At 39.3% G+C, this 19,451-nt stretch carries 13 protein-coding genes, 1 tRNA gene and 1 pseudogene; 12 read left to right on the top strand and 3 right to left on the bottom strand.

What is annotated here, in order from left to right; all coding sequences use genetic code 11:
* Positions 1-126 precede the first annotated feature (126 nt).
* Both EAE90_RS02995 and EAE90_RS03000 read right to left on the bottom strand, forming a co-directional pair.
* The gene (locus tag EAE90_RS02995; RefSeq protein WP_214052251.1) at positions 127-1,380 is read right to left on the bottom strand and encodes a valine--pyruvate transaminase; all 1,254 of its coding nucleotides are present in this window, start codon (positions 1,378-1,380) and stop codon (positions 127-129) included.
* Between the two features lie 213 nt (positions 1,381-1,593).
* Complete coding sequence (locus tag EAE90_RS03000; protein ID WP_214052210.1) at positions 1,594-2,151, bottom strand: DNA-3-methyladenine glycosylase I; 558 nt, start codon at positions 2,149-2,151, stop codon at positions 1,594-1,596.
* A 196-nt stretch (positions 2,152-2,347) separates the two neighbouring features.
* Here EAE90_RS03000 and glyQ point away from each other — a divergent pair, with 196 nt between their 5' ends.
* From glyQ to EAE90_RS03015, 3 genes are all read left to right on the top strand, one after another.
* On the top strand, positions 2,348-3,262 hold the full coding sequence (glyQ, locus tag EAE90_RS03005; RefSeq protein WP_036779844.1) for a glycine--tRNA ligase subunit alpha: 915 nt from the start codon (positions 2,348-2,350) through the stop codon (positions 3,260-3,262).
* 9 nt (positions 3,263-3,271) lie between these two features.
* A complete protein-coding gene (glyS, locus tag EAE90_RS03010) occupies positions 3,272-5,341 on the top strand; it encodes a glycine--tRNA ligase subunit beta (protein WP_214052211.1) in 2,070 nt (689 codons plus the stop codon).
* A 204-nt stretch (positions 5,342-5,545) separates the two neighbouring features.
* A tRNA-Pro gene (locus EAE90_RS03015) sits at positions 5,546-5,622 on the top strand.
* Between the two features lie 375 nt (positions 5,623-5,997).
* Here the strand turns inward: EAE90_RS03015 and EAE90_RS03020 are convergent.
* Entirely contained in the window at positions 5,998-6,849 is an 852-nt protein-coding gene (locus EAE90_RS03020; protein ID WP_339920654.1) for a cytochrome P450, read from the bottom strand.
* 92 nt (positions 6,850-6,941) lie between these two features.
* On the opposite strand from EAE90_RS03020, the pseudogene EAE90_RS03025 reads away from it, so the two are divergent.
* The 9 genes and pseudogenes from EAE90_RS03025 (at position 6,942) to dppB (ending at position 19,448) form a co-directional block, all read left to right on the top strand.
* Positions 6,942-7,598: pseudogene (locus EAE90_RS03025) on the top strand (IS1595 family transposase).
* A gap of 355 nt (positions 7,599-7,953) precedes the next feature.
* A complete protein-coding gene (locus EAE90_RS03030; RefSeq protein ID WP_214052212.1) occupies positions 7,954-8,676 on the top strand; it encodes a helix-turn-helix transcriptional regulator in 723 nt (240 codons plus the stop codon).
* 1,917 nt (positions 8,677-10,593) lie between these two features.
* Complete coding sequence (locus EAE90_RS03035; protein ID WP_214052213.1) at positions 10,594-11,517, top strand: DMT family transporter; 924 nt, start codon at positions 10,594-10,596, stop codon at positions 11,515-11,517.
* Between the two features lie 544 nt (positions 11,518-12,061).
* Positions 12,062-13,003 (top strand): cysteine synthase family protein, encoded by a 942-nt coding sequence (locus tag EAE90_RS03040; protein WP_214052252.1) that lies wholly within the window; start codon positions 12,062-12,064, stop codon positions 13,001-13,003.
* Positions 13,004-13,005: 2 nt separating this feature from the next.
* Positions 13,006-13,569 (top strand): adenine phosphoribosyltransferase, encoded by a 564-nt coding sequence (locus EAE90_RS03045; RefSeq protein WP_214052214.1) that lies wholly within the window; start codon positions 13,006-13,008, stop codon positions 13,567-13,569.
* A gap of 102 nt (positions 13,570-13,671) precedes the next feature.
* Positions 13,672-14,592 carry a DMT family transporter gene (locus EAE90_RS03050; RefSeq protein ID WP_214052215.1) on the top strand — a complete coding sequence of 307 codons (921 nt, stop codon included), beginning with the start codon at positions 13,672-13,674 and terminating at the stop codon, positions 14,590-14,592.
* An 11-nt stretch (positions 14,593-14,603) separates the two neighbouring features.
* Positions 14,604-15,851 (top strand): ATP-grasp domain-containing protein, encoded by a 1,248-nt coding sequence (locus tag EAE90_RS03055; protein ID WP_214052216.1) that lies wholly within the window; start codon positions 14,604-14,606, stop codon positions 15,849-15,851.
* 737 nt (positions 15,852-16,588) lie between these two features.
* Entirely contained in the window at positions 16,589-18,199 is a 1,611-nt protein-coding gene (dppA, locus tag EAE90_RS03060) for a dipeptide ABC transporter periplasmic-binding protein DppA (RefSeq protein ID WP_214052217.1), read from the top strand.
* A 229-nt stretch (positions 18,200-18,428) separates the two neighbouring features.
* Entirely contained in the window at positions 18,429-19,448 is a 1,020-nt protein-coding gene (gene dppB, locus EAE90_RS03065; protein ID WP_036779829.1) for a dipeptide ABC transporter permease DppB, read from the top strand.
* Positions 19,449-19,451 lie beyond the last annotated feature (3 nt).

Genomic DNA, 19,451 nt, shown 5'->3' on the forward strand with positions numbered 1-19,451 from the left:
CCCTTCTTATGCACAAAGCATTCTACAAATTCTGAAAATAATCATGTAAAGTCCTCGTTGTCATTTAGCTCCTGCATTTCCGAGCAGGAGCTTTTTTACTTTTTTTACTATTGATTTCAGATGATTTCAGGCTGCTTGCTGATGTGCTAATTTAATTTCTTCTGCCAGAATTGCAATCCCTTTGGCAATACTTTCCGGATCAGGGACATAATTCATACGCATGCATTCATGTGTATGCGGCCAGTCTTGTTCCAGTCCGGGGAAGAAATAGTGACCTGGAACCATTAACACACCGCGTTTTTTCAATCTGTGATAAAGCATTTCTGTGGTTATCGGTAAATTTTTAAACCACAGCCACAGAAAAATGGCGCCTTCTGGTTTATGGATAAGGCAAAGTTCTGCCGGTAGATAACGACGGATGATCTGAATCACGTCCTGAACCCGTTGTTGATAGAACGGGCGGATAATTTCCTGTGACAAACGAAGCAAGTCATTGCGACGGATCATTTCCAATGCCATTGCGGGGCCAACACCGCCCGGCGCAAGGCTGATGATGCCATTCATATTACTGACGGCATTGATGATTTTATCGTTAGCGATAATGATTCCGCAGCGTGAACCCGGCAACCCTAATTTGGATAAACTCATGCACAGAATAATATTGGGATTCCACAATGGCGTAGCTTCGCTAAAAATAATACCTGGGAATGGCACGCCGTAAGCATTATCAATGAGTAATGGAATCTGGTGTTGTTGAGCCAGATAATCTAGCCGTTGTAACTCTTCATCAGTGATAACGTTACCCGTTGGGTTGGTTGGGCGAGAAACACAGATCAGGCCAATATCTTCGGTAATATTTAGATGGTCAAAATCAACATGATATTTGAATTGGCCTTCTGGCAATAATTCAATATTGGGTTTATTGGCAACAAATAAGCCTTCATCCAGCCCTGAGTCAGAATAACCAATATATTCCGGCGCCAGTGGAAACAGCACCTTGCGGACAGAGCCATCTTCTCCGCGTCCAGCCAGCAGGTTAAATAGATAGAAGAATGCACTTTGGCTGCCATTGGTCAGGGCAATATTTTGTGTGCCAATCTCCCAACCCAATTTTTCACGCAACATCTCGGCTAATGCTTGAATCAATGTATCCTTTCCTTGAGGTCCATCATAGTTGCATAGCGTGTCAGTGAGTCGGCCGTTGGCGACCATCTCTGTCAGTAGTTGCTGAAAATAGTCATCCATTTCCGGGATATGCGCCGGGTTGCCGCCGCCAAGCATAATTGCGCCAGGTGTCCTTAACCCTTGATTAAGGTCATTCATCAGGCGGGTGATGCCTGCATCTTGTGTGAATTTGTTACCAAATTGAGAAAAAATCATAGCCACGTTCGTTGTCGGTGTGTTGTTGGGAATAAGAATAAGAGACATAACACCATACTCCGCGCACTATTGGGGTGCAATCTGGAAAATTATGACTATTAGTTATTTAATATTGCGTTTAATTTAGCATTTAAAATAAAGAACTGAATGTTTGGTTAACATCCAGCTTTATTATTCATTTTAATCTTAAAGTACTATAGTAATTCACTGAATTTATTTTCTACATAAACAGTTTATTGTATGGTCATTGACCAAACCAGCAGCTTGCATAAATGCATAGCAAGTGGTGCTGCCGATGAATTTGAACCCCCTCTTTTTCAGCGCTTGCGATAACGCCGCTGAAATCTCTGTTTTTACCGGTACCTCGGTGATCGTTTCCCACTGATTAATAATGGGTTTTTTATCGACGAAACGCCAGATAAAAGTACTGAATTCTTCTCCTTGTTGCTGCATCTTAAGATAGGCTCGTGCATTGTTGATAATCGCATTAATTTTGGCGCGATTACGGATAATAGCGGGATCAAGCATCAGCCGTTCTACATCATTTTCATCCATGACGGCAATTTTTGCCGGATCAAACTGATGAAAACATTTACGATAACCTTCGCGTTTTTTCAGAATAGTCAACCATGATAGCCCAGATTGTTGTCCTTCCAGACAAATCATTTCAAACAACTTTTGGCTATCTTTTAGCGGTTTTCCCCATTCATTGTCATGATAAGCCAGATATTCCGGGTCAGAAGTAACCCAATGGCAGCGTGTTAATTCCATAATCGTTATTTTCGGTATGAGAGGTTGGTCATTGACGGTACCTTAACTGTATAGATATACAAGTAAAATAACCAAATTGAGATTTTTTTATTTCAAGGCGAAATATAAGAGCGAATTCAGGGCTGTATATCTTAAGGTCAAAGGGTATACTGACCAACTTCCTTTCAAATTCATATGTATCGCGTGCGGATCTAACATGCAAAAGTTTGATACCAAGACCTTTCAGGGGCTGATCCTGACATTACAGGATTATTGGGCGCGCCAAGGCTGTACCATTGTCCAACCACTGGACATGGAAGTCGGTGCGGGTACTTCTCATCCAATAACTTGCCTGCGTGCACTTGGCCCAGAGCCAATTGCTGCGGCTTATGTGCAACCTTCCCGTCGTCCGACAGATGGCCGTTATGGTGAAAACCCTAACCGCTTACAACATTTCTACCAGTTTCAAGTCATTATTAAACCGTCCCCAGACAATATTCAGGAGTTATATCTGGGTTCTCTGAAGGAGTTAGGATTAGATCCAACAGTTCATGACATCCGTTTTGTTGAAGATAACTGGGAAAACCCAACATTAGGCGCTTGGGGATTAGGCTGGGAAGTGTGGCTTAACGGGATGGAAGTGACTCAGTTTACTTACTTCCAACAGGTAGGTGGTCTTGAGTGTAAACCTATCACTGGTGAGATCACTTACGGTCTTGAGCGTCTGGCAATGTATATCCAAGGCGTAGACAGTGTTTATGATCTGGTTTGGTGTGATGGCCCTTTGGGTAGAACCACCTATGGCGATATTTATCACCAAAATGAAGTAGAGCAATCCACCTATAACTTTGAACATGCGGATGTCGATTTCCTGTTTACCTGCTTCGAACAATATGAAAAAGAGGCGCAGGATCTGATGGCGTTAGAAACGCCGCTACCGTTGCCAGCTTATGAACGTATTCTCAAAGCGGGCCATACATTCAACTTGCTGGATGCCCGTAAAGCTATCTCGGTGACTGAACGTCAGCGTTATATCCTGCGTATCCGTACCCTGACTAAAGCTGTTGCCGAAGCTTACTATGCTTCACGCGAGGCGCTAGGCTTCCCTATGTGTAACAAGAATCAGAACTAAGAGGCTGTCATGACTCAACAGACTTTCCTGGTGGAAATCGGCACAGAAGAGTTGCCGCCGAAGGCTCTTCGTTCATTAGCTGAAGCATTTGCTGCTAATTTCGCGGCGGAGTTGGATAACGCGAATTTGGCGTATGGTGAAGTGAGTTGGTTTGCAACGCCGCGTCGTCTGGCGTTGAAAGTTGCTAATCTGGATGAGGCGCAAGCTGATCGTGAAGTAGAAAAACGCGGTCCGGCGATTGCTCAAGCATTTGATGCTGAGGGTAAACCGACAAAAGCGGCTGAAGGTTGGGCGCGCGGTTGTGGTATCACGGCTGCTCAGGCTGAACGTTTAGTGACAGATAAAGGCGAATGGCTATTGTATCGCGCACTTGTAAAAGGCTGCCGTGCAACAGAGCTATTGTCGGGTATGGTCAATCAAGCGCTGAGTAAGTTGCCCATCCCTAAACTGATGCGTTGGAGCGATAAGGAGACTCAGTTTGTTCGTCCAGTTCATACCGTTACCATGTTGTTTGGCGATGAACTGATTGAAGGCGAAATTCTGGGTGTTAAATCCGCACGTGTTATTCGTGGTCATCGCTTTATGGGTGAATCTGAGTTTACGATTGATAATGCAGAACAGTATCCCGCGATTTTGCAGCAACGCGGTAAAGTAATTGCAGATTATACAATCCGTAAGGCGCTCATTAAGCAAGATGTAGAACAGGCGGCGATTAAGCTGGGCGGTGTTGCTGATATCAGTGACAGCCTGCTGGAAGAAGTCACCTCACTGGTTGAATGGCCGGTTGTGCTGACGGCGAAATTTGAAGAGAAATTCCTTGCTGTGCCGTCAGAAGCGTTGGTTTACACCATGAAGGGGGACCAAAAATACTTCCCGGTTTACGACAATGCCGGCAAGTTGATGGCGAATTTTATTTTTGTTGCCAACATTGAATCTTCTGATCCACAACAAATCATTGACGGTAACGAAAAGGTGGTGCGTCCACGCTTAGCTGACGCGGAATTCTTCTTTAAGACGGATCGTAAACAGCGTCTGGAAGATAATCTACCTCGTCTGGAGACGGTTTTGTTCCAGAAACAACTTGGTACTTTGCGTGATAAAACGGATCGTATTCAGGCGTTGGCTGGTTGGATTGCAGAGAAGATCGGCGCTGATGTGAATCATGCTACCCGTGCTGGTTTGCTGTCCAAATGTGACCTGATGACCAACATGGTATTTGAGTTCACCGATACCCAAGGTGTGATGGGAATGCATTACGCCCGTCATGACGGTGAAGCAGAGGATGTCGCTCTGGCATTGAATGAGCAGTATCAACCGCGTTTTGCGGGGGATGAACTGCCTTCTACTGGCGTTTCTTGTGCGTTAGCGATTGCTGACAAAATGGATACTCTGGCGGGTATTTTTGGTATTGGTCAGCATCCGAAAGGTGATAAAGATCCGTTTGCGTTGCGTCGTGCTGCGTTGGGTGCTCTGCGTATTATCGTTGAGAAAAAACTGCCGCTGGATTTGCAGACATTGACAGAAGAAGCGGTGCGTCTGTATGGCGACAAGCTGACGAATACCAAGGTTACGGATGATGTGGTGGAGTTTATGCTTGGCCGTTTCCGTGCTTGGTATCAGGAGCAAGGTTACGGCGTTGATACCATTCAGGCAGTATTAGCACGTCGTCCGACGCAGCCTGCTGATTTCGATGCTCGTGTTAAAGCGGTGACTCACTTCCGTACACTGGATGAAGCCGCAGCGTTAGCCGCAGCGAATAAGCGTGTTTCTAACATTCTGGCGAAATCAGAAGAGACATTAAACGAGAAAGTAGATGTTTCTGCGTTGAAAGCGCCGGAAGAGGTGAAACTGGCAACACATCTGGTGGCTTTGCAGGATAAGCTGGCGCCTTTATTTGCTCAAGGATGCTATCAGGAAGCGTTGGTTGAGTTGGCATCTTTGCGTGAAGTTGTTGATGCTTTCTTTGACAATGTGATGGTGATGGATGAAGACTTACAGGTGCGAGTAAATCGCTTAACCCTGTTAAGTGAATTGCGTGACCTGTTCCTGAGAGTTGCTGATATTTCGTTACTGCAATAGTCATCTGAAATAGTCAATTCCGGCTGTTGTGAAATGCGATAGCCGGAACTTAATACCCTTCTTTTACGTATGACATATTTTCTGTAAAAACCGTGTAAGCGTGCGACACAGTGGCGTTCACGCTGTTTTTATCAGCAACTAACCTATGATTATCAAAAAGGTATTGACGGCCTGTAGCGAGCGCAGTAAGATTCGGCTCGTTTTCGGCGAGTAGCGCAGCTTGGTAGCGCAACTGGTTTGGGACCAGTGGGTCGGAGGTTCGAATCCTCTCTCGCCGACCAATTTAGGGTTTGGGGCTGTCAATAAGCCGCAGACTTAAAGAAAATAGAAAAGCCTTACAGTGATTGCTGTAAGGCTTTTTGTCGTTTTTATGTTTACTCTAAAAGTGACAACCGTTTAGTGCATTGGCTTGCATAATCTGACAAGCACCGAAACTAGAGTGGATAACCTGCCAGATAAAGGTCTGAGTTCATACACCCTATTTTAAAAGGGATGCCTATCTCCGGCATCCCTTGAAATAGTATTGCAGATGGACATTCTGAACTATTTCACACAAGTCTGATGTTTTTCTAGAATTGCCACATACTCACCATTATGTCGCTATATCGTATAGGCGGCAGTGTTCCTCGTTACACCACAGTATGAGCTTTATGTTCCTATTCCATCGCTCCCATAGTCATTTTCAGATCAGGGTTATCATTCCCAGAAGTAGAAGATATTTTTGGATCAAAACTCAGAAGGAGTTTAGAAGGTCCTCGTGTATACACTCCTGTTTCTTGATAATGATGGTTATCAGCAAAACGTAAATTGTGCAGGCGATCCAAAATAATATTGGATGAAACTTCCAACTGACTGAGTGAAAATGCAGCCGCAGCACAGGCATGAGTACCTGTCCCAAAAGCTAAATGTCTTTTTCGATTTGCTTTCTGTTGTGAAGTTGTATTTTTTCTTCGATATAGATCAAATTCATTTGGTTTGTGAAAAACCGATGGATCGCGATTAGCTGCGCCAATCATACAAAATATTAAAGCGCCTTTAGGTATATCGATACCAGAAATAGTGACGTCTTCACTCGCTTCTCTTGGAATTAGTTGTACAGGTGATGTCAGACGTAAAGTTTCTTCAAATGCATCTCGAACCAGACTGCGATCTTTGAGCACTGCCTCAAGCATACTCGGATTAGATATTAAGTGATTAAGCATCATTGCTAATATCTTGTCAGCAGGTTCTATAGCCGCTAATAGAATGTTTAAACACAGTGCTGTAATTTCGCTCATGGACATCGCTGTATCTTGACAGAATATAGATATAATGTCCCCGCTGGGATTACGCCGTCTCTGATCTATTATAGGCTTTAATAAGCGAATTAATTTCTGACTACATTCAAGACTGTGCATCTTTTCTGGTTCTGTTTGGTCAAACTGGGTAATAAAACTGGCGATACCCTTTTGCCATTCAGCTATATCACGATAGTTATCACTTGGCAGTCCGAGAATACCTAATGTCACTAATACGGCATAATCGCGGCCAAAGTCATTAACAATATCTATATTTCTTTTTGGGGCTGTCCTAGATAAGTCATTTGATCTAGGATATCCAGATGAGAAAAAGTCGGGTTAGCCAATACAAGCAAAAACGTCTTTAGGGGCTCTTCGTTGCGGGGGCTACAGCTCGCACTGCGGCAGAGTTAGTCGGTGTCAACAAGACGACTTCGGCTTACTATTTTTACCGTCTCAGAGTCCTTATCGCGAGTTATGTCGATGAACACTCTATGTTTGACGGTGAAGTCGAGATAGACGAAAGCTATTTCGGCGGTAAACGTAAAGGAAAATGCAGACGAGGCTCCGCGGGGAAAGTCCTTGTTTTTGGGCTTCTCAAGCGAGGTGGCAAGGTTTACACCCGGCTAATACCTAACGCGAAATCCGATACGTTAATGCCGATAATCACGGCGAAAATTAAGCCTGACAGCTTGGTCTACACAGACAATTTTGCCAGCGATGATGTGTTAGATGTATCCGATTTTAAACACTATCGTATCAACCATAGTACAGAGTTTGTAGGTGCTAAAAATGGTCAAAATCATATCAATGGAATAGAGAATTTTTGGAACCAGGCCAAACGTCATCTGCGCAGATTTAATGGCATCCCAAAGGAGCATTTTGAGCTCTTTTTCAAGGAATGTGAGTGGAGATTTAATACACCAGGTGTAAAAGACCAATTACATATTCTAAAACAAATAGTTAAAGGAAAAATATAATCGTTATCTAGGACAGCCCCTTAAAGAATGTTTTTTAATTTTTGGTTTGGCTTTTTACAACTGAAGTAACCACACAAAATGAGTTATATCCCGCCCTGTAGTTTACCACAAGGTAAACTAATGCATTTATACCGAATGAACTTCAAGATGCTTGAACCGTCAGACATAAAAACATTTAAATTCAACAACATAATCGTTTTTCAAACATGCACTTTGAAGTATCTTGAGTATAATCATAAAAAACGGTTTTTCTAGAGATTATTGTTTGAAAATCATAAATATAACTACTTGTTGAATTGTAAAAGTGATAACCTCACATGGAAGTTATTACAGTTTAATCATGATGGGTGAAATTATGAAAGATAAAACTATGAGTTTCTCTGTAAACAAGGAACTGGATGTTCATTCAAAAAGTTTTGATGCCTTCATATCGTATATGGAAAACAGCAACGATCTTTGGGTTATAAAAGACAAAGAATCTCGATTCGTCTATGCTAATGATGCTACGCTTTATTACACTGGCCTTCCTAAGGGTTTTAACATAGAAGGTAGGCTTGATAGTGAATGTCCAGCACCATCGGCTGAGTTTGCAGATATTATACAAGCTAATGATAAAAAAGTAATGACTAGTCAAAAAACCATTCCGGTACTAAACACTTTCATTTATGGCGGGAGAGAAAAAATTATCCAACCATTTCTAGCCCATATTACACCACTAATGAAGGATGGAAAGTGTATTGGGGTTGTTGGACATGGTAGAAAACTTGAAATTTATTCCATGTATCATTTTGAAAACAACAGGCATCCCGACTCATTAACTTTTGGCACACCAACTGATTTATTTACTGATAGAGAGTTCGATATAGTATTTTTTGCTTTGCAATCACTAAGCGCCAAAGATATAGCTAAAAGATTAGGTATTTCATATAGAACGGTACAAAGTAGGCTACAAATAATTTATCAAAAAATGGGGATAAATTCATTAAGTCAGTTAAAAGAATATTGCAGGGGTAAAGGATATGATAACTATGCTCCTACTAGATTTATTAACCCTAACCCCTATATACCTCTGGCGTAACAATGAGCAATATAGTTGTCGTCACTATTCGATTAGGGTTCTACTTAGCAGAACCCTACGTCTCAAAGCGTAGAAGTTCCTGTACATCTCTGTAGATGATTTTTGCACTTAACACAAGTAAGACATTTGGATTCTCGCTACCGACGACAAGCTCATTTAAACTTTTATTAAAAACCATTATTTGGGTTTCTGGTTTAATTGGTATAAATTTTTAACGATCTTTTTGCCACTTTTAACGTTCGCTTTTTGTTAAATTTAATCATCATGGGATATTGTGTTTTACATTCAACTAACGTTAATCATACCCGTTTTTTATTTTTATTAATTCTGTTTTACACTATTTTTTATTGCATTATTTTCATGACTTGATTCATAAAATAATAACTAGAAAGCAATTAAATATGATCCTGTTCAGATAATATTTTTTGCGATCTGATTTCTTTTCAATTCTCTGTTAATGATTAATTGACCTGATTGAATACAACTAACTATCCTTCTGAAAAAGGCGCTTATTAAGTAAAATTTAATTTTTATATAAAAATTTTAATCTCACTATATTCGCGTTTTTAAAATCTGGCATTAATGGTAGCGATTTTTTAATCCTTAGCTAACCACAGGTCGAGATTACGCTTTTTATTAAAAATAATCAAACAATGTTCTTTGAAGTTTTATTCCATTGTCAATAGAATTAAATAACGTTTCATAATTCTGCTACACATGGCCTTCTTCAACTCATTGTTATACATAAAATTATGGGTAGTATAAGATGTAATACTATTTTGGAATCTTATTTAAAGTATGTTTTTTTGAGATTTATTTGGCTTTTTACAACTGAATTAACCACACAAAATGAATTAGATCCCGCCGTATATTAGTGCATAATCATCTCTTGAATAATCTGGTCACAACGAGAAGTTTCACCGTGGACAGTAAATGATGATAAATTCTCGTGTAACAATGCTGAATTTAGTGACTATATTTGATCGTTGGTTTCGTTAAAAAATTTATACATAATTTAATCTCGTAAAAATGTCAAAGATTATTGAAAGTCAGAGTCAGATAAATCAAATTTCGAGCCAATAAACGAACTGATGTTAAACCAGTCTTTACCAATTCTAGCTACTGTTGAAAAAATGAGGAGAAAAGCGGGTATAAAAATGCATCATCATATTTGGAGACAAGATAGCATTTTCTAATAAGAAGGTTATTCAGATAACTCTGTGCATATTATTAGATCAATGGTAAGAAATTATAACTATTGTTCGCTGGTAAATTTATCGTCTTTTATTGATAAATTAATTTAAAAATACATATATAAATTATGCTATTTAACTTAAACTTTATTTAAGCGCTTTTACTAGTAATCCCGATAGAAAAATTACATATATACTAATAATATCATAGTAAAAAATAACATTTAATTACTATCCGCGATATTTAATTTATCCATCTGAGAAATATCTCTCATTCATTAAATGACTTGTTTGAAAAAACATAAGAATGGTGTATGAATATTATATTCTATGAACATCAAATGGAATGGAAATATGAAATTAAATGACATAAGTAACACTGTTTTACTCGAAATTAATAAATTTAGAATAAACGGAAATCGAGTATTTTCAAAGCGTGAATATCACTGGCAACTGTTATCTCTCTCTTTACAGGAGTACTATTAGTAATGGCTGTATGGTATCTCTATTGTTTTAATGAGATGAATAATACTGTTGTACAGATCAGTTCTGAACATTTTTCAGTAAAAATGTATCTTAATAGTATTAAATCGGGTGATTGCTTCTTTATTATTGGTGATACGTTAAGTATAGGAAATACTGAGATTAAAGATGAATTTTCAATAATAAAATCGGTCAAATGTCGGAAATTTAATTTTTGGAATAAGAGAATTATAGGTGATATATGTCTTCATATAATGGCGTAATATATGGGGTTATTTTTTGCCTCATCAGTGCAGCATTCGATGTGTTTGTCGCGTATTTAACGCAATCGATAAATTCAGCTATTGTTATCTTTTATTGCTTTATATCATCCACTTTGTTATTTGTGATGATAAGTATTTACAAAGGGTTTGATCAATTAATCGTGAAGGTCCGTAAGAACACCTTGTTGGTGTTAATTATTAATGTCTCAATTTTACTAAATTGGGGTGGTCTAATCATTGCGCTGCGCTTTCTTGAGCCTGCAATAGTGGGTGTCGCTTCAGTAGCTTGCGGCCCTGCGATAACTATTCTCCTCTCATCTTTTATCGATAAAGACGAGGCAAAAACAGAAAAATTGGAGGTTGTCATATCTTGGTTAGTTCTCATTGGGGTAGGTGTGATGTTGGTAAATTCATTTTTGGGAAATAGTGGGTTTTCATCAACTTCAATTCAGGACAGGATTATTGGTATTATTAGTGTGATATTCGGTGCTGTAGGAACAGTATTATACACTATTTTTTCTAAGAAATTATTTAAAGAAAAATGGCAAACATATGAGATATTGTCTGTTAGAAGTATTTTAATGGTAGTACTTTCATTTTGTTATGTCGCAATATCCGATGTTTCTCTTCGTTTAGATATCGAGATGATTCTTCCGATGTCGATTCTTGTTATAGTCGGACATTTACTTCCAATCTATCTTGTATTAAAGACAATTAATGCCATTACTCCTCTTCATGTCTCGTTGTTATTTTTGTTAATACCTGTATTTACTATTCTTTTTCAATATCTTGATTCACGCATAGCGTTTTCTGTTGAAAGTTTGATTGCAGCGTCGGTTATAGTTTCTTTATTAATCATTCTTGGTGTAAGTAAGATAAAAAAGACAAATAGGGTATCATGAGGTATAAAATGAAAAAGGTTGCTATTGTAGATGGTTTTTCTTCCGGTAAGTTTATGGTTAGAGCTTTATGAGAAAGGGAGGGTATCTCTTACATATAGCTTCGAAATCAGATTTATATGATAGACTAGACTAATAATGTAATTTTTTAGAAAAACGGTCAGTTGCTATAGTAAGCATCTTGCTCGCTAAAGGAAAATGTACGATGATCTATAAATAGCTGGCCGAAACAGAAAGATACCCGATTTTCAGCTTAAAAAAGGCCAGTTTTTCACAACGTTTGATTGCGGAGTCATTTAATCGTTTGTGCCAGTAATCCCTATAGGAAAATTGCGCATATACTAATAATATCATAGTAAGAAAATAACAATTAATTACTGTTAATGATATTTAATGTGTTTATTTTCTGATTTTATTAATTCCATGATAAATAAAGCTTAATTTATCCATATGAGAAATATATCTCATTCATTAAATGACTTGTTTGAAAAAATACAGGAATGGTGTATGAATATTATCTTCTATGAACATCAAATGGAATGTAAATGTGAAATTAAATGATATAGGTAACACGATTTTACTCGAACTTGATCAGTTTAGAATAAACGGTAATCGAGTGTTTTCGAAGTGTGAATATCAAAATCCTACTGGTAGCCATAAAGATAGGACATTTTTGCATATAGTCAATACGTTAGAAAAAGAAGGTAAGATACGACCAGGCATGACATTGATTGACTGTTCGACAGGTAATGGCGGGGCGGCATTAGCATGGATTGGAAGAGAGAAAGGGTATAAGGTCAAAATATTTATGCCTGAAGGTATGACAGATGAGCGTAAAGAGCAAATAAGATCTTATGGTGCGGAAATTTATGAGACACCAAAGGAATTGTTTCTGAATGGAGCAGTTTCGGCGGCAAAAGATTGTGCTGAAAGAGGAGATAATGTCTTTTTTCTTGACCAGTCAGGTACAACCTTAAATAAGGAAGCTTGGAATATATGTGGAGAGGAGATCGTTAAAGAATTAAAAGAAAATAATCTTATTCCTGATTATTTTATTTGTTCGATAGGTACAGGTGGAACTTTCTCAGGAATTGCAGAAGTATTAAAAAGAGAATATAGCAATATAAAAACAATTGGCATTGAAGTAAACAGTTCTGCGCCATTATATGCACTGAGAAACGGCCTTCATTTTGAACATCATAATCATAATTTGATGGGGCTTGGTGCTGGTGTTCTTTCGGTCAATACTGTCCAAGAATTAGTTGATGAGGTATATACAGTAGAGGGGGATGAAGCATGGAAAAGAATGAAAGAATTTATATTAAGTGATGATCTTGGTATAGGTCCTACCTGTGGTGCTAATTTACTAGTATGTGAGAGGATGTTGCAAAAAGTACATAATAAAGTATTCATTACGTTATTCTTTGATAGTGCATGGAAATATAAAAGTCGTTGGGATGGTATTTATCCTGAATATAAGGCAAATTGAAAATGTTATTAGAAGATGTTTATGAAAACGCAAGGGTTGTTAATTCGGGGAAAGCACTTACAACAGTTAATGAATTTACAGATCAACTGCCCGCGTTGAGGCCCCAAGTTTTGATCGAAGTTGCGCATAGAATAATTCAATTAATGGATCTTAAAGTAGATAAAATTGTTACAGAAGAGGATAAAGGCGCTCCACTGGCAACAGCTATCTCTCTCTTTACAGGAATACCATTAGCAATGGCCAGATGGTATCCCTATGGTTTGGACGAGATGAATAACACTGTTGTCCAGATCAGCTCTGAATATTTTGAAGGAAAAATGTATCTCAATGGAATAGAACCAGGTGATCGCGTTTCTATTATTGATGATACGTTAAGTACCGGAGGGGCGGTGATATCCCTGATAGAAGCCGTACAAAAGAGAGGGGGGGAGATTAAAGATGTTATCTGTGCGGTAGAGAAAGTCCAGAATAATGGTAAAAATAAGGTGAAAGATAAGACTGGCATAGAGGTGAAAACGATTATGAAAATTTATCTTGATCATAAAAGTGTTAAGGTTATTGATTAATAACAAATATGAGACAATAACGATTAAAGATGAATTTGCAATAATAAGAGGAATCTCATGTCGGAAATTTACTTTTTGGAATAAAAGAGCAATAGGTGATGTATGTCTTCATATAATGGCGTAGTATATGGGGTTGTTTTTTGCCTCATCAGTGCAGCATTTGATGTGTTTGTTGCGTATTTAACGCAATCGATAAATTCAGCTATTGTTATCTTTTATTGCTTCGTATCATCTACTCTGTTGTTTGTGATGATAAGTATTTGCAAAGGGATTAATCAATTAATCGTGAAGGTCCGCAAGAACACCTTATTGGTATTAATTGTTAATGTCTCAATTTTACTAAATTGGGGAGGATTAATCATTGCGCTGCGTTTTCTTGAGCCTGCAATAGTGGGTGTCGCTTCAGTGGCTTGTGGCCCTGCGATAACTATCCTCCTCTCATCTTTTATCGATAAAAGCGAGGCAAAAACAGAAAGATTGGAAGTTGTCATATCCTGGTTAGTTCTCACTGGGGTAGGTGTGATGCTGATAAATTCATTTTTAGGAAATAGTGGATTATCATCAACCTCAATTCAGGATAGGATTATTGGTATTGTTAGTGTGATACTCAGTGCGGTAGGAACGGTATTATACACTATTTTTTCTAAGAAATTATTCAAGGAAAAATGGCAAACATATGAGATCTTGTCTGTTAGAAATATTTTAATGGTAGTAATTTCATTTTGTTATATTTCAATATCCGATGTTTCTCTTAGCTTGGATATTGAGATGGTTCTTCCGATGTTGATTCTGGTTATGGTCGGACATTTACTTCCAATTTATCTGGTACAGAAGACAATTAATGCTATTACCCCACTTCATGTCTCTTTGTTATTTTTGTTAATACCTGTATTTACGATTCTCTTTCAATATCTTGATTCACGGATAGCTTTTTCTGTTGAAAGTCTGATCGCAGTTTCGGTTATAGTTTCTTTATTAACCATTCTTGGTGTAAGTAAGATAAAAAAGACAAATAGGGTATAATGGGGTATAAGATGAAAAAGGTTGCTATTGTAGATGGTTTTTCTTCTGGTAAATTTATGGCTAAAGAGCTTTATGAGAAGGGGTGTTATCTCTTGCATATCGCTTCGAAATCAGATTTACATAGTTATTATTATAAAGGATTTGATTATTCAATCTACCAAGAGCACCATATTCACGACACGATAGAGGATACAGTCAACTTCCTTGAAAAACAGGAAGTTGAATTTATCATTGCCGGGAGTGAAAGTGGTGTTTCGCTTGCTGATGAGCTTAATAATCATTTTGAATTGAATTATAAAAATGATTTTGCCAAGACATCTGCAAGGCGCAATAAATATGAGATGATTGATACACTAAAAAAATATGAAATTCCGGCGGCTGAGCAGGGCAAATTTTCAGATTGGCCTGCGGCGGAACAATGGATTAAAGCCTTTAATCACTTTCCTGTAGTACTTAAACCATTAGAGAGTGCGGGCTCCGATGGTGTTTATATTTGTAAAGATATGCATTCTGCTAAGGAAGCTTTTCATAAAATACTGGGAAAATCCAATAAACTTAATCTCTGTAATCATCAGGTTTTAATACAAGAATTTCTTAACGGGACTGAATATGTCGTTAATATGGTATCGCTTAATCGTCACCAATTAGTTACCGAAGTAGTAAAATATAAGAAACGTAAACTTGATACTGGTAGTATAATCTATGATATTGATGACATTATCGATTCCTCTTATCCAGAATATAATGTTTTAGTAGAATATACGAGAAAAGTTGTCATTGCTTTAGGCATATTTAATGGTCCCAGTCATGCGGAAGTGATGTTAACGCCTGATGGTCCAAAACTTGTTGAAATTGCCGCGAGAATAGACGGAATATTACGACCGACGATAGCAAAATTAACAACAGGTTTAGGGCAAATTAGTGCTGCTGCTATGTCTATTGTTGAACCGGAAAATTTCCATGAGGCTATACAAAGAGAAGCTTATACTCTTATTAATCATTCCTATAATGTATGTTTGATTAATCATCGTCCTGGTATATTTACTGCTAATGATTTTATGGCAGAATTAAAGAAATTGCCTTCTTTTTGCGAAGCTATTTTTTATGCTGATGAAGGTGATGAAATCGAAATAACTAAAGATGTTTTTAGCCAGCCTGGAACAGTTTACTTAGTTCATCATGATAAGAATATTATCCATAAGGATTACGAAAAAATTAGAATAATGGAAGAACTGGGTGGGTATTTGAAACCTGTTTAGAATTATATGTTATACCCTATGGGTTTCAAGTTGCATCGCGACGGCAAGGGAGCGAATCCCCGGGAGCATAGATAACTATGTGACCGGGGTGAGTGAGTGCAGCCAACAAAGAGGCAGCTTGAAAGATGACGGGTATAGATAATAATAGTTGCTAACCAGAGATGCGTTATATTTTCCAGTAAAATTCTGGCTCTGGCGGCTATGATGGATAAAACCAGATTTAGTCGTTTAGATATCACCTAAATTTACCGAGAAACCATTAATGAAACCAAAAGTGATGAAAAGTAAATAAAACTAGTAACAGGTTTTTGTATTTATTTATATTATTAATGTTATACTTATTGGATTAACTCTTCAGGTGCCGATTTCATTTGGCACGCAGCATTTTATACCAGTTATCATCTTTTCTCGTGAAATAATCGTTTACTAATTAGTCAAACAACCACAAATTTTGCGCACAGATTAATAGTGATTAGTTCTGTCGCTATGTGCTTTTTATGGTCTTTTTGTCTATAAAATGTGCGCATTGTCATGTTTTTGTGCTAACTATGTTAATTATTAGTTTCCTTTGTGTTTTCCTGTTGTTTATGACATTTGTTGAGATCTTATTGACGCAAGAGACAACAGTTGTTTAATTGATAAGCTGAAAATAATAAACAGAACCTAAACAGCACGGTTTCGGACAGGAAGTGCAGATTCTGGCTGTATACAACAACATCACAAATGGAGTGCAAGAAATGACAACTTTCTCTAAAGGGGCGAAGTTATTGAAGCTAGGGGTCAGCTTAGTTGCATTGGCAGTAACCGCCAGCGTTCAGGCAAAGACATTGGTTTACTGTTCCGAAGGCTCACCGGAAGGCTTTAATCCACAACTGTTCACCGCTGGCACAACTTATGACGCCAGCTCTGTACCACTGTATAACCGTTTGGTTGAGTTCAAAGCCGGTACCACCGAAATCATACCCGGATTGGCGGAGAGATGGGATATCAGTGATGATGGCAAGACATATACTTTCCATCTGCGCAAAGGCGTTAAATGGCACGAAAATAAAGAGTTTAAACCCACTCGTGATTTTAATGCTGACGATGTGCTCTACTCTTTCATGCGTCAAAAAGATAAAAATCACCCATACCATAAAGTCTCTGGCGGTAGCTATGAGTATTTCATTGGCATGGGCATGAGTGAGATGATCGATAAGATTGTAAAAGTTGACGATTATACTGTCCGGTTTGAACTGACCCGTCCAGAAGCCCCGTTCCTGGCTGATATAGGGATGGATTTCGCCTCTATTATGTCCGCAGAATATGCAGATAAGATGATGAAAGCCGGTACGCCGGAAAATGTCGATCTGAATCCAATCGGCACGGGTCCATTCCAGTTGCTTCAATATCAGAAAGATTCTCGTATCCTGTATAAAGCGTTCAAATCCTACTGGGGTGATAAAGCAAAAGTGGATCGATTGGTCTTCTCTATTACTCCTGATGCATCTGTTCGTTATGCAAAACTACAGAAAAATGAATGTCAGATCATGCCATATCCAAATCCAGCGGACATTGCCCGCATGAAGAAGGATAAAGATATTGTCTTGTTAGAACAACCGGGCTTGAACGTTGGTTATGTTTCATTCAATGTCACCAAAAAGCCATTGGATAATCTTAAAGTTCGTCAGGCGTTGACGATGGCAGTTAATAAAGACGCTATCGTTGAGGCGGTTTATCAGGGAGCAGGTCAAAAAGCGAAGAACCTGATCCCACCGACAATATGGGGTTACAACGATAACATTAAAGATTATCCATATGATCCGGAAAAGGCGAAACAGTTACTAAAAGAAGCGGGTTTGGCAGGTGGTTTTACTATCGATCTGTGGGCAATGCCAGTACAGCGTCCGTATAACCCAAATGCTCGTCGTATGGCTGAAATGATCCAGGCTGACTGGGAGAAAATTGGTGTGAAAGCCAAAATTGTCAGTTATGAATGGGGCGAATATCTGAAACGAGCTAAAGACGGCGAGCATCAAGTTGTGATGATGGGTTGGACCGGGGACAATGGCGATCCAGATAACTTCTTCGCAACCCTATTTAGCTGTGCGGCCAAAGAGCGAGGCTCCAACTACTCTAAATGGTGCTACAAGCCATTTGAAGACATCATTCAGCCAGCGCGTGTCGCTTCTGATCACGCCAAACGTGTCGAGCTTTACAAACAGGCACAGGTTGTGATGCACGAGCAGGTCCCGGCGCTGATTATCGCTCATTCCGTTGTTTATGAACCCATCCGTAAAGAAGTTAAAGGTTATGTCGTTGAGCCATTGGGTAATAAACACCGCTTCGATACCGTGTCTCTCGAATAATCCTGTTTTTGCTTTGTTGTGATACGCCATCTTACTGATTTTTAACCGAAGATGGCGGCTTTTTCCAGATGGTTATGACCGGTGGAAAACTAACAAAAAAGCAGAGGCAAGGTGTTGATTACATTGTGAGTCAAAAGATTGTGAGCCAAAAGGGGGAAAGTCCTCCCCCTTATTCAAGCCAAACGGCCTGAGAGCTGTAACTGGCATTTAAAAAAAGAGAGTTTGGGATATGTTGCAGTTCATACTCCGACGTCTGGGGTTGGTAATCCCAACGTTTATTGGCATTACTTTACTGACTTTTGCTTTTGTCCATATGATCCCCGGCGATCCGGTGACCATTATGGCCGGGGAACGTGGAATATCTGCTGAGCGCTATGCCCAGCTAATGGCCGAAATGGGGTTGGATAAACCACTTTGGCAGCAATACTTTCATTATGTAAGTAATGTGTTACATGGTGATCTTGGCATCTCCATGAAAAGTCGTATCTCGGTGTGGGAAGAGTTTGTTCCCCGTTTCCAGGCAACGCTGGAACTGGGGATATGCGCCATGCTGTTCGCTATCTCTGTTGGTATTCCCGTTGGCGTCCTCGCGGCGGTGAAGCGTGGTTCTGTTTTTGATCATACTGCGATAGGACTTTCCCTAACCGGATACTCCATGCCGATCTTCTGGTGGGGGATCATGTTGATCATGCTGGTTTCTGTCCAGTTGGATCTAACGCCAGTATCCGGGCGGATAAGCGACAGTGTTTTCCTTGATGACAGTTATCCGCTGACCGGTTTTATGCTAATCGACACGTTATTCTGGGGTGAAGCCGGTGATTTTAAAGATGCGGTGATGCATATCATTTTGCCCGCCGTTGTCTTGGGGACGATTCCACTGGCGGTTATTGTCCGTATGACCCGCTCTTCGATGTTGGAAGTACTAGGTGAAGATTATATCCGTACTGCCCGCGCTAAAGGCTTGAGTCGTATGCGTGTGATTGTGGTCCACGCGCTTCGTAATGCATTGCTGCCGGTTGTCACTGTTATCGGCTTGCAGGTCGGCATTATGCTGGCGGGGGCGATCCTGACTGAAACTATCTTCTCATGGCCGGGGCTTGGACGCTGGCTGATCGATGCCCTTCAACGTCGGGATTATCCGGTGGTGCAGGGAGGCGTATTACTGGTGGCGATTATGATCATTTTGGTTAACCTGATAGTTGACTTGTTATACGGCGTTGTTAACCCGCGTATCCGGCATAAGAAATAGGGA

This window comes from Photorhabdus caribbeanensis (assembly GCF_018448885.1).
Lineage (GTDB): Bacteria > Pseudomonadota > Gammaproteobacteria > Enterobacterales > Enterobacteriaceae > Photorhabdus > Photorhabdus caribbeanensis.

Coding starts and splice junctions, on each gene's coding strand:
- EAE90_RS02995 (WP_214052251.1), bottom strand. CDS start 1,380: ATGATTTTTTCTCAATTTGGTAACAAATTCACACAAGATGCAGGCATC.
- EAE90_RS03000 (WP_214052210.1), bottom strand. CDS start 2,151: ATGGAATTAACACGCTGCCATTGGGTTACTTCTGACCCGGAATATCTG.
- glyQ (WP_036779844.1), top strand. CDS start 2,348: ATGCAAAAGTTTGATACCAAGACCTTTCAGGGGCTGATCCTGACATTA.
- glyS (WP_214052211.1), top strand. CDS start 3,272: ATGACTCAACAGACTTTCCTGGTGGAAATCGGCACAGAAGAGTTGCCG.
- EAE90_RS03030 (WP_214052212.1), top strand. CDS start 7,954: ATGAAAGATAAAACTATGAGTTTCTCTGTAAACAAGGAACTGGATGTT.
- EAE90_RS03035 (WP_214052213.1), top strand. CDS start 10,594: ATGTCTTCATATAATGGCGTAATATATGGGGTTATTTTTTGCCTCATC.
- EAE90_RS03045 (WP_214052214.1), top strand. CDS start 13,006: ATGTTATTAGAAGATGTTTATGAAAACGCAAGGGTTGTTAATTCGGGG.
- EAE90_RS03050 (WP_214052215.1), top strand. CDS start 13,672: ATGTCTTCATATAATGGCGTAGTATATGGGGTTGTTTTTTGCCTCATC.
- EAE90_RS03055 (WP_214052216.1), top strand. CDS start 14,604: ATGAAAAAGGTTGCTATTGTAGATGGTTTTTCTTCTGGTAAATTTATG.
- dppA (WP_214052217.1), top strand. CDS start 16,589: ATGACAACTTTCTCTAAAGGGGCGAAGTTATTGAAGCTAGGGGTCAGC.
- dppB (WP_036779829.1), top strand. CDS start 18,429: ATGTTGCAGTTCATACTCCGACGTCTGGGGTTGGTAATCCCAACGTTT.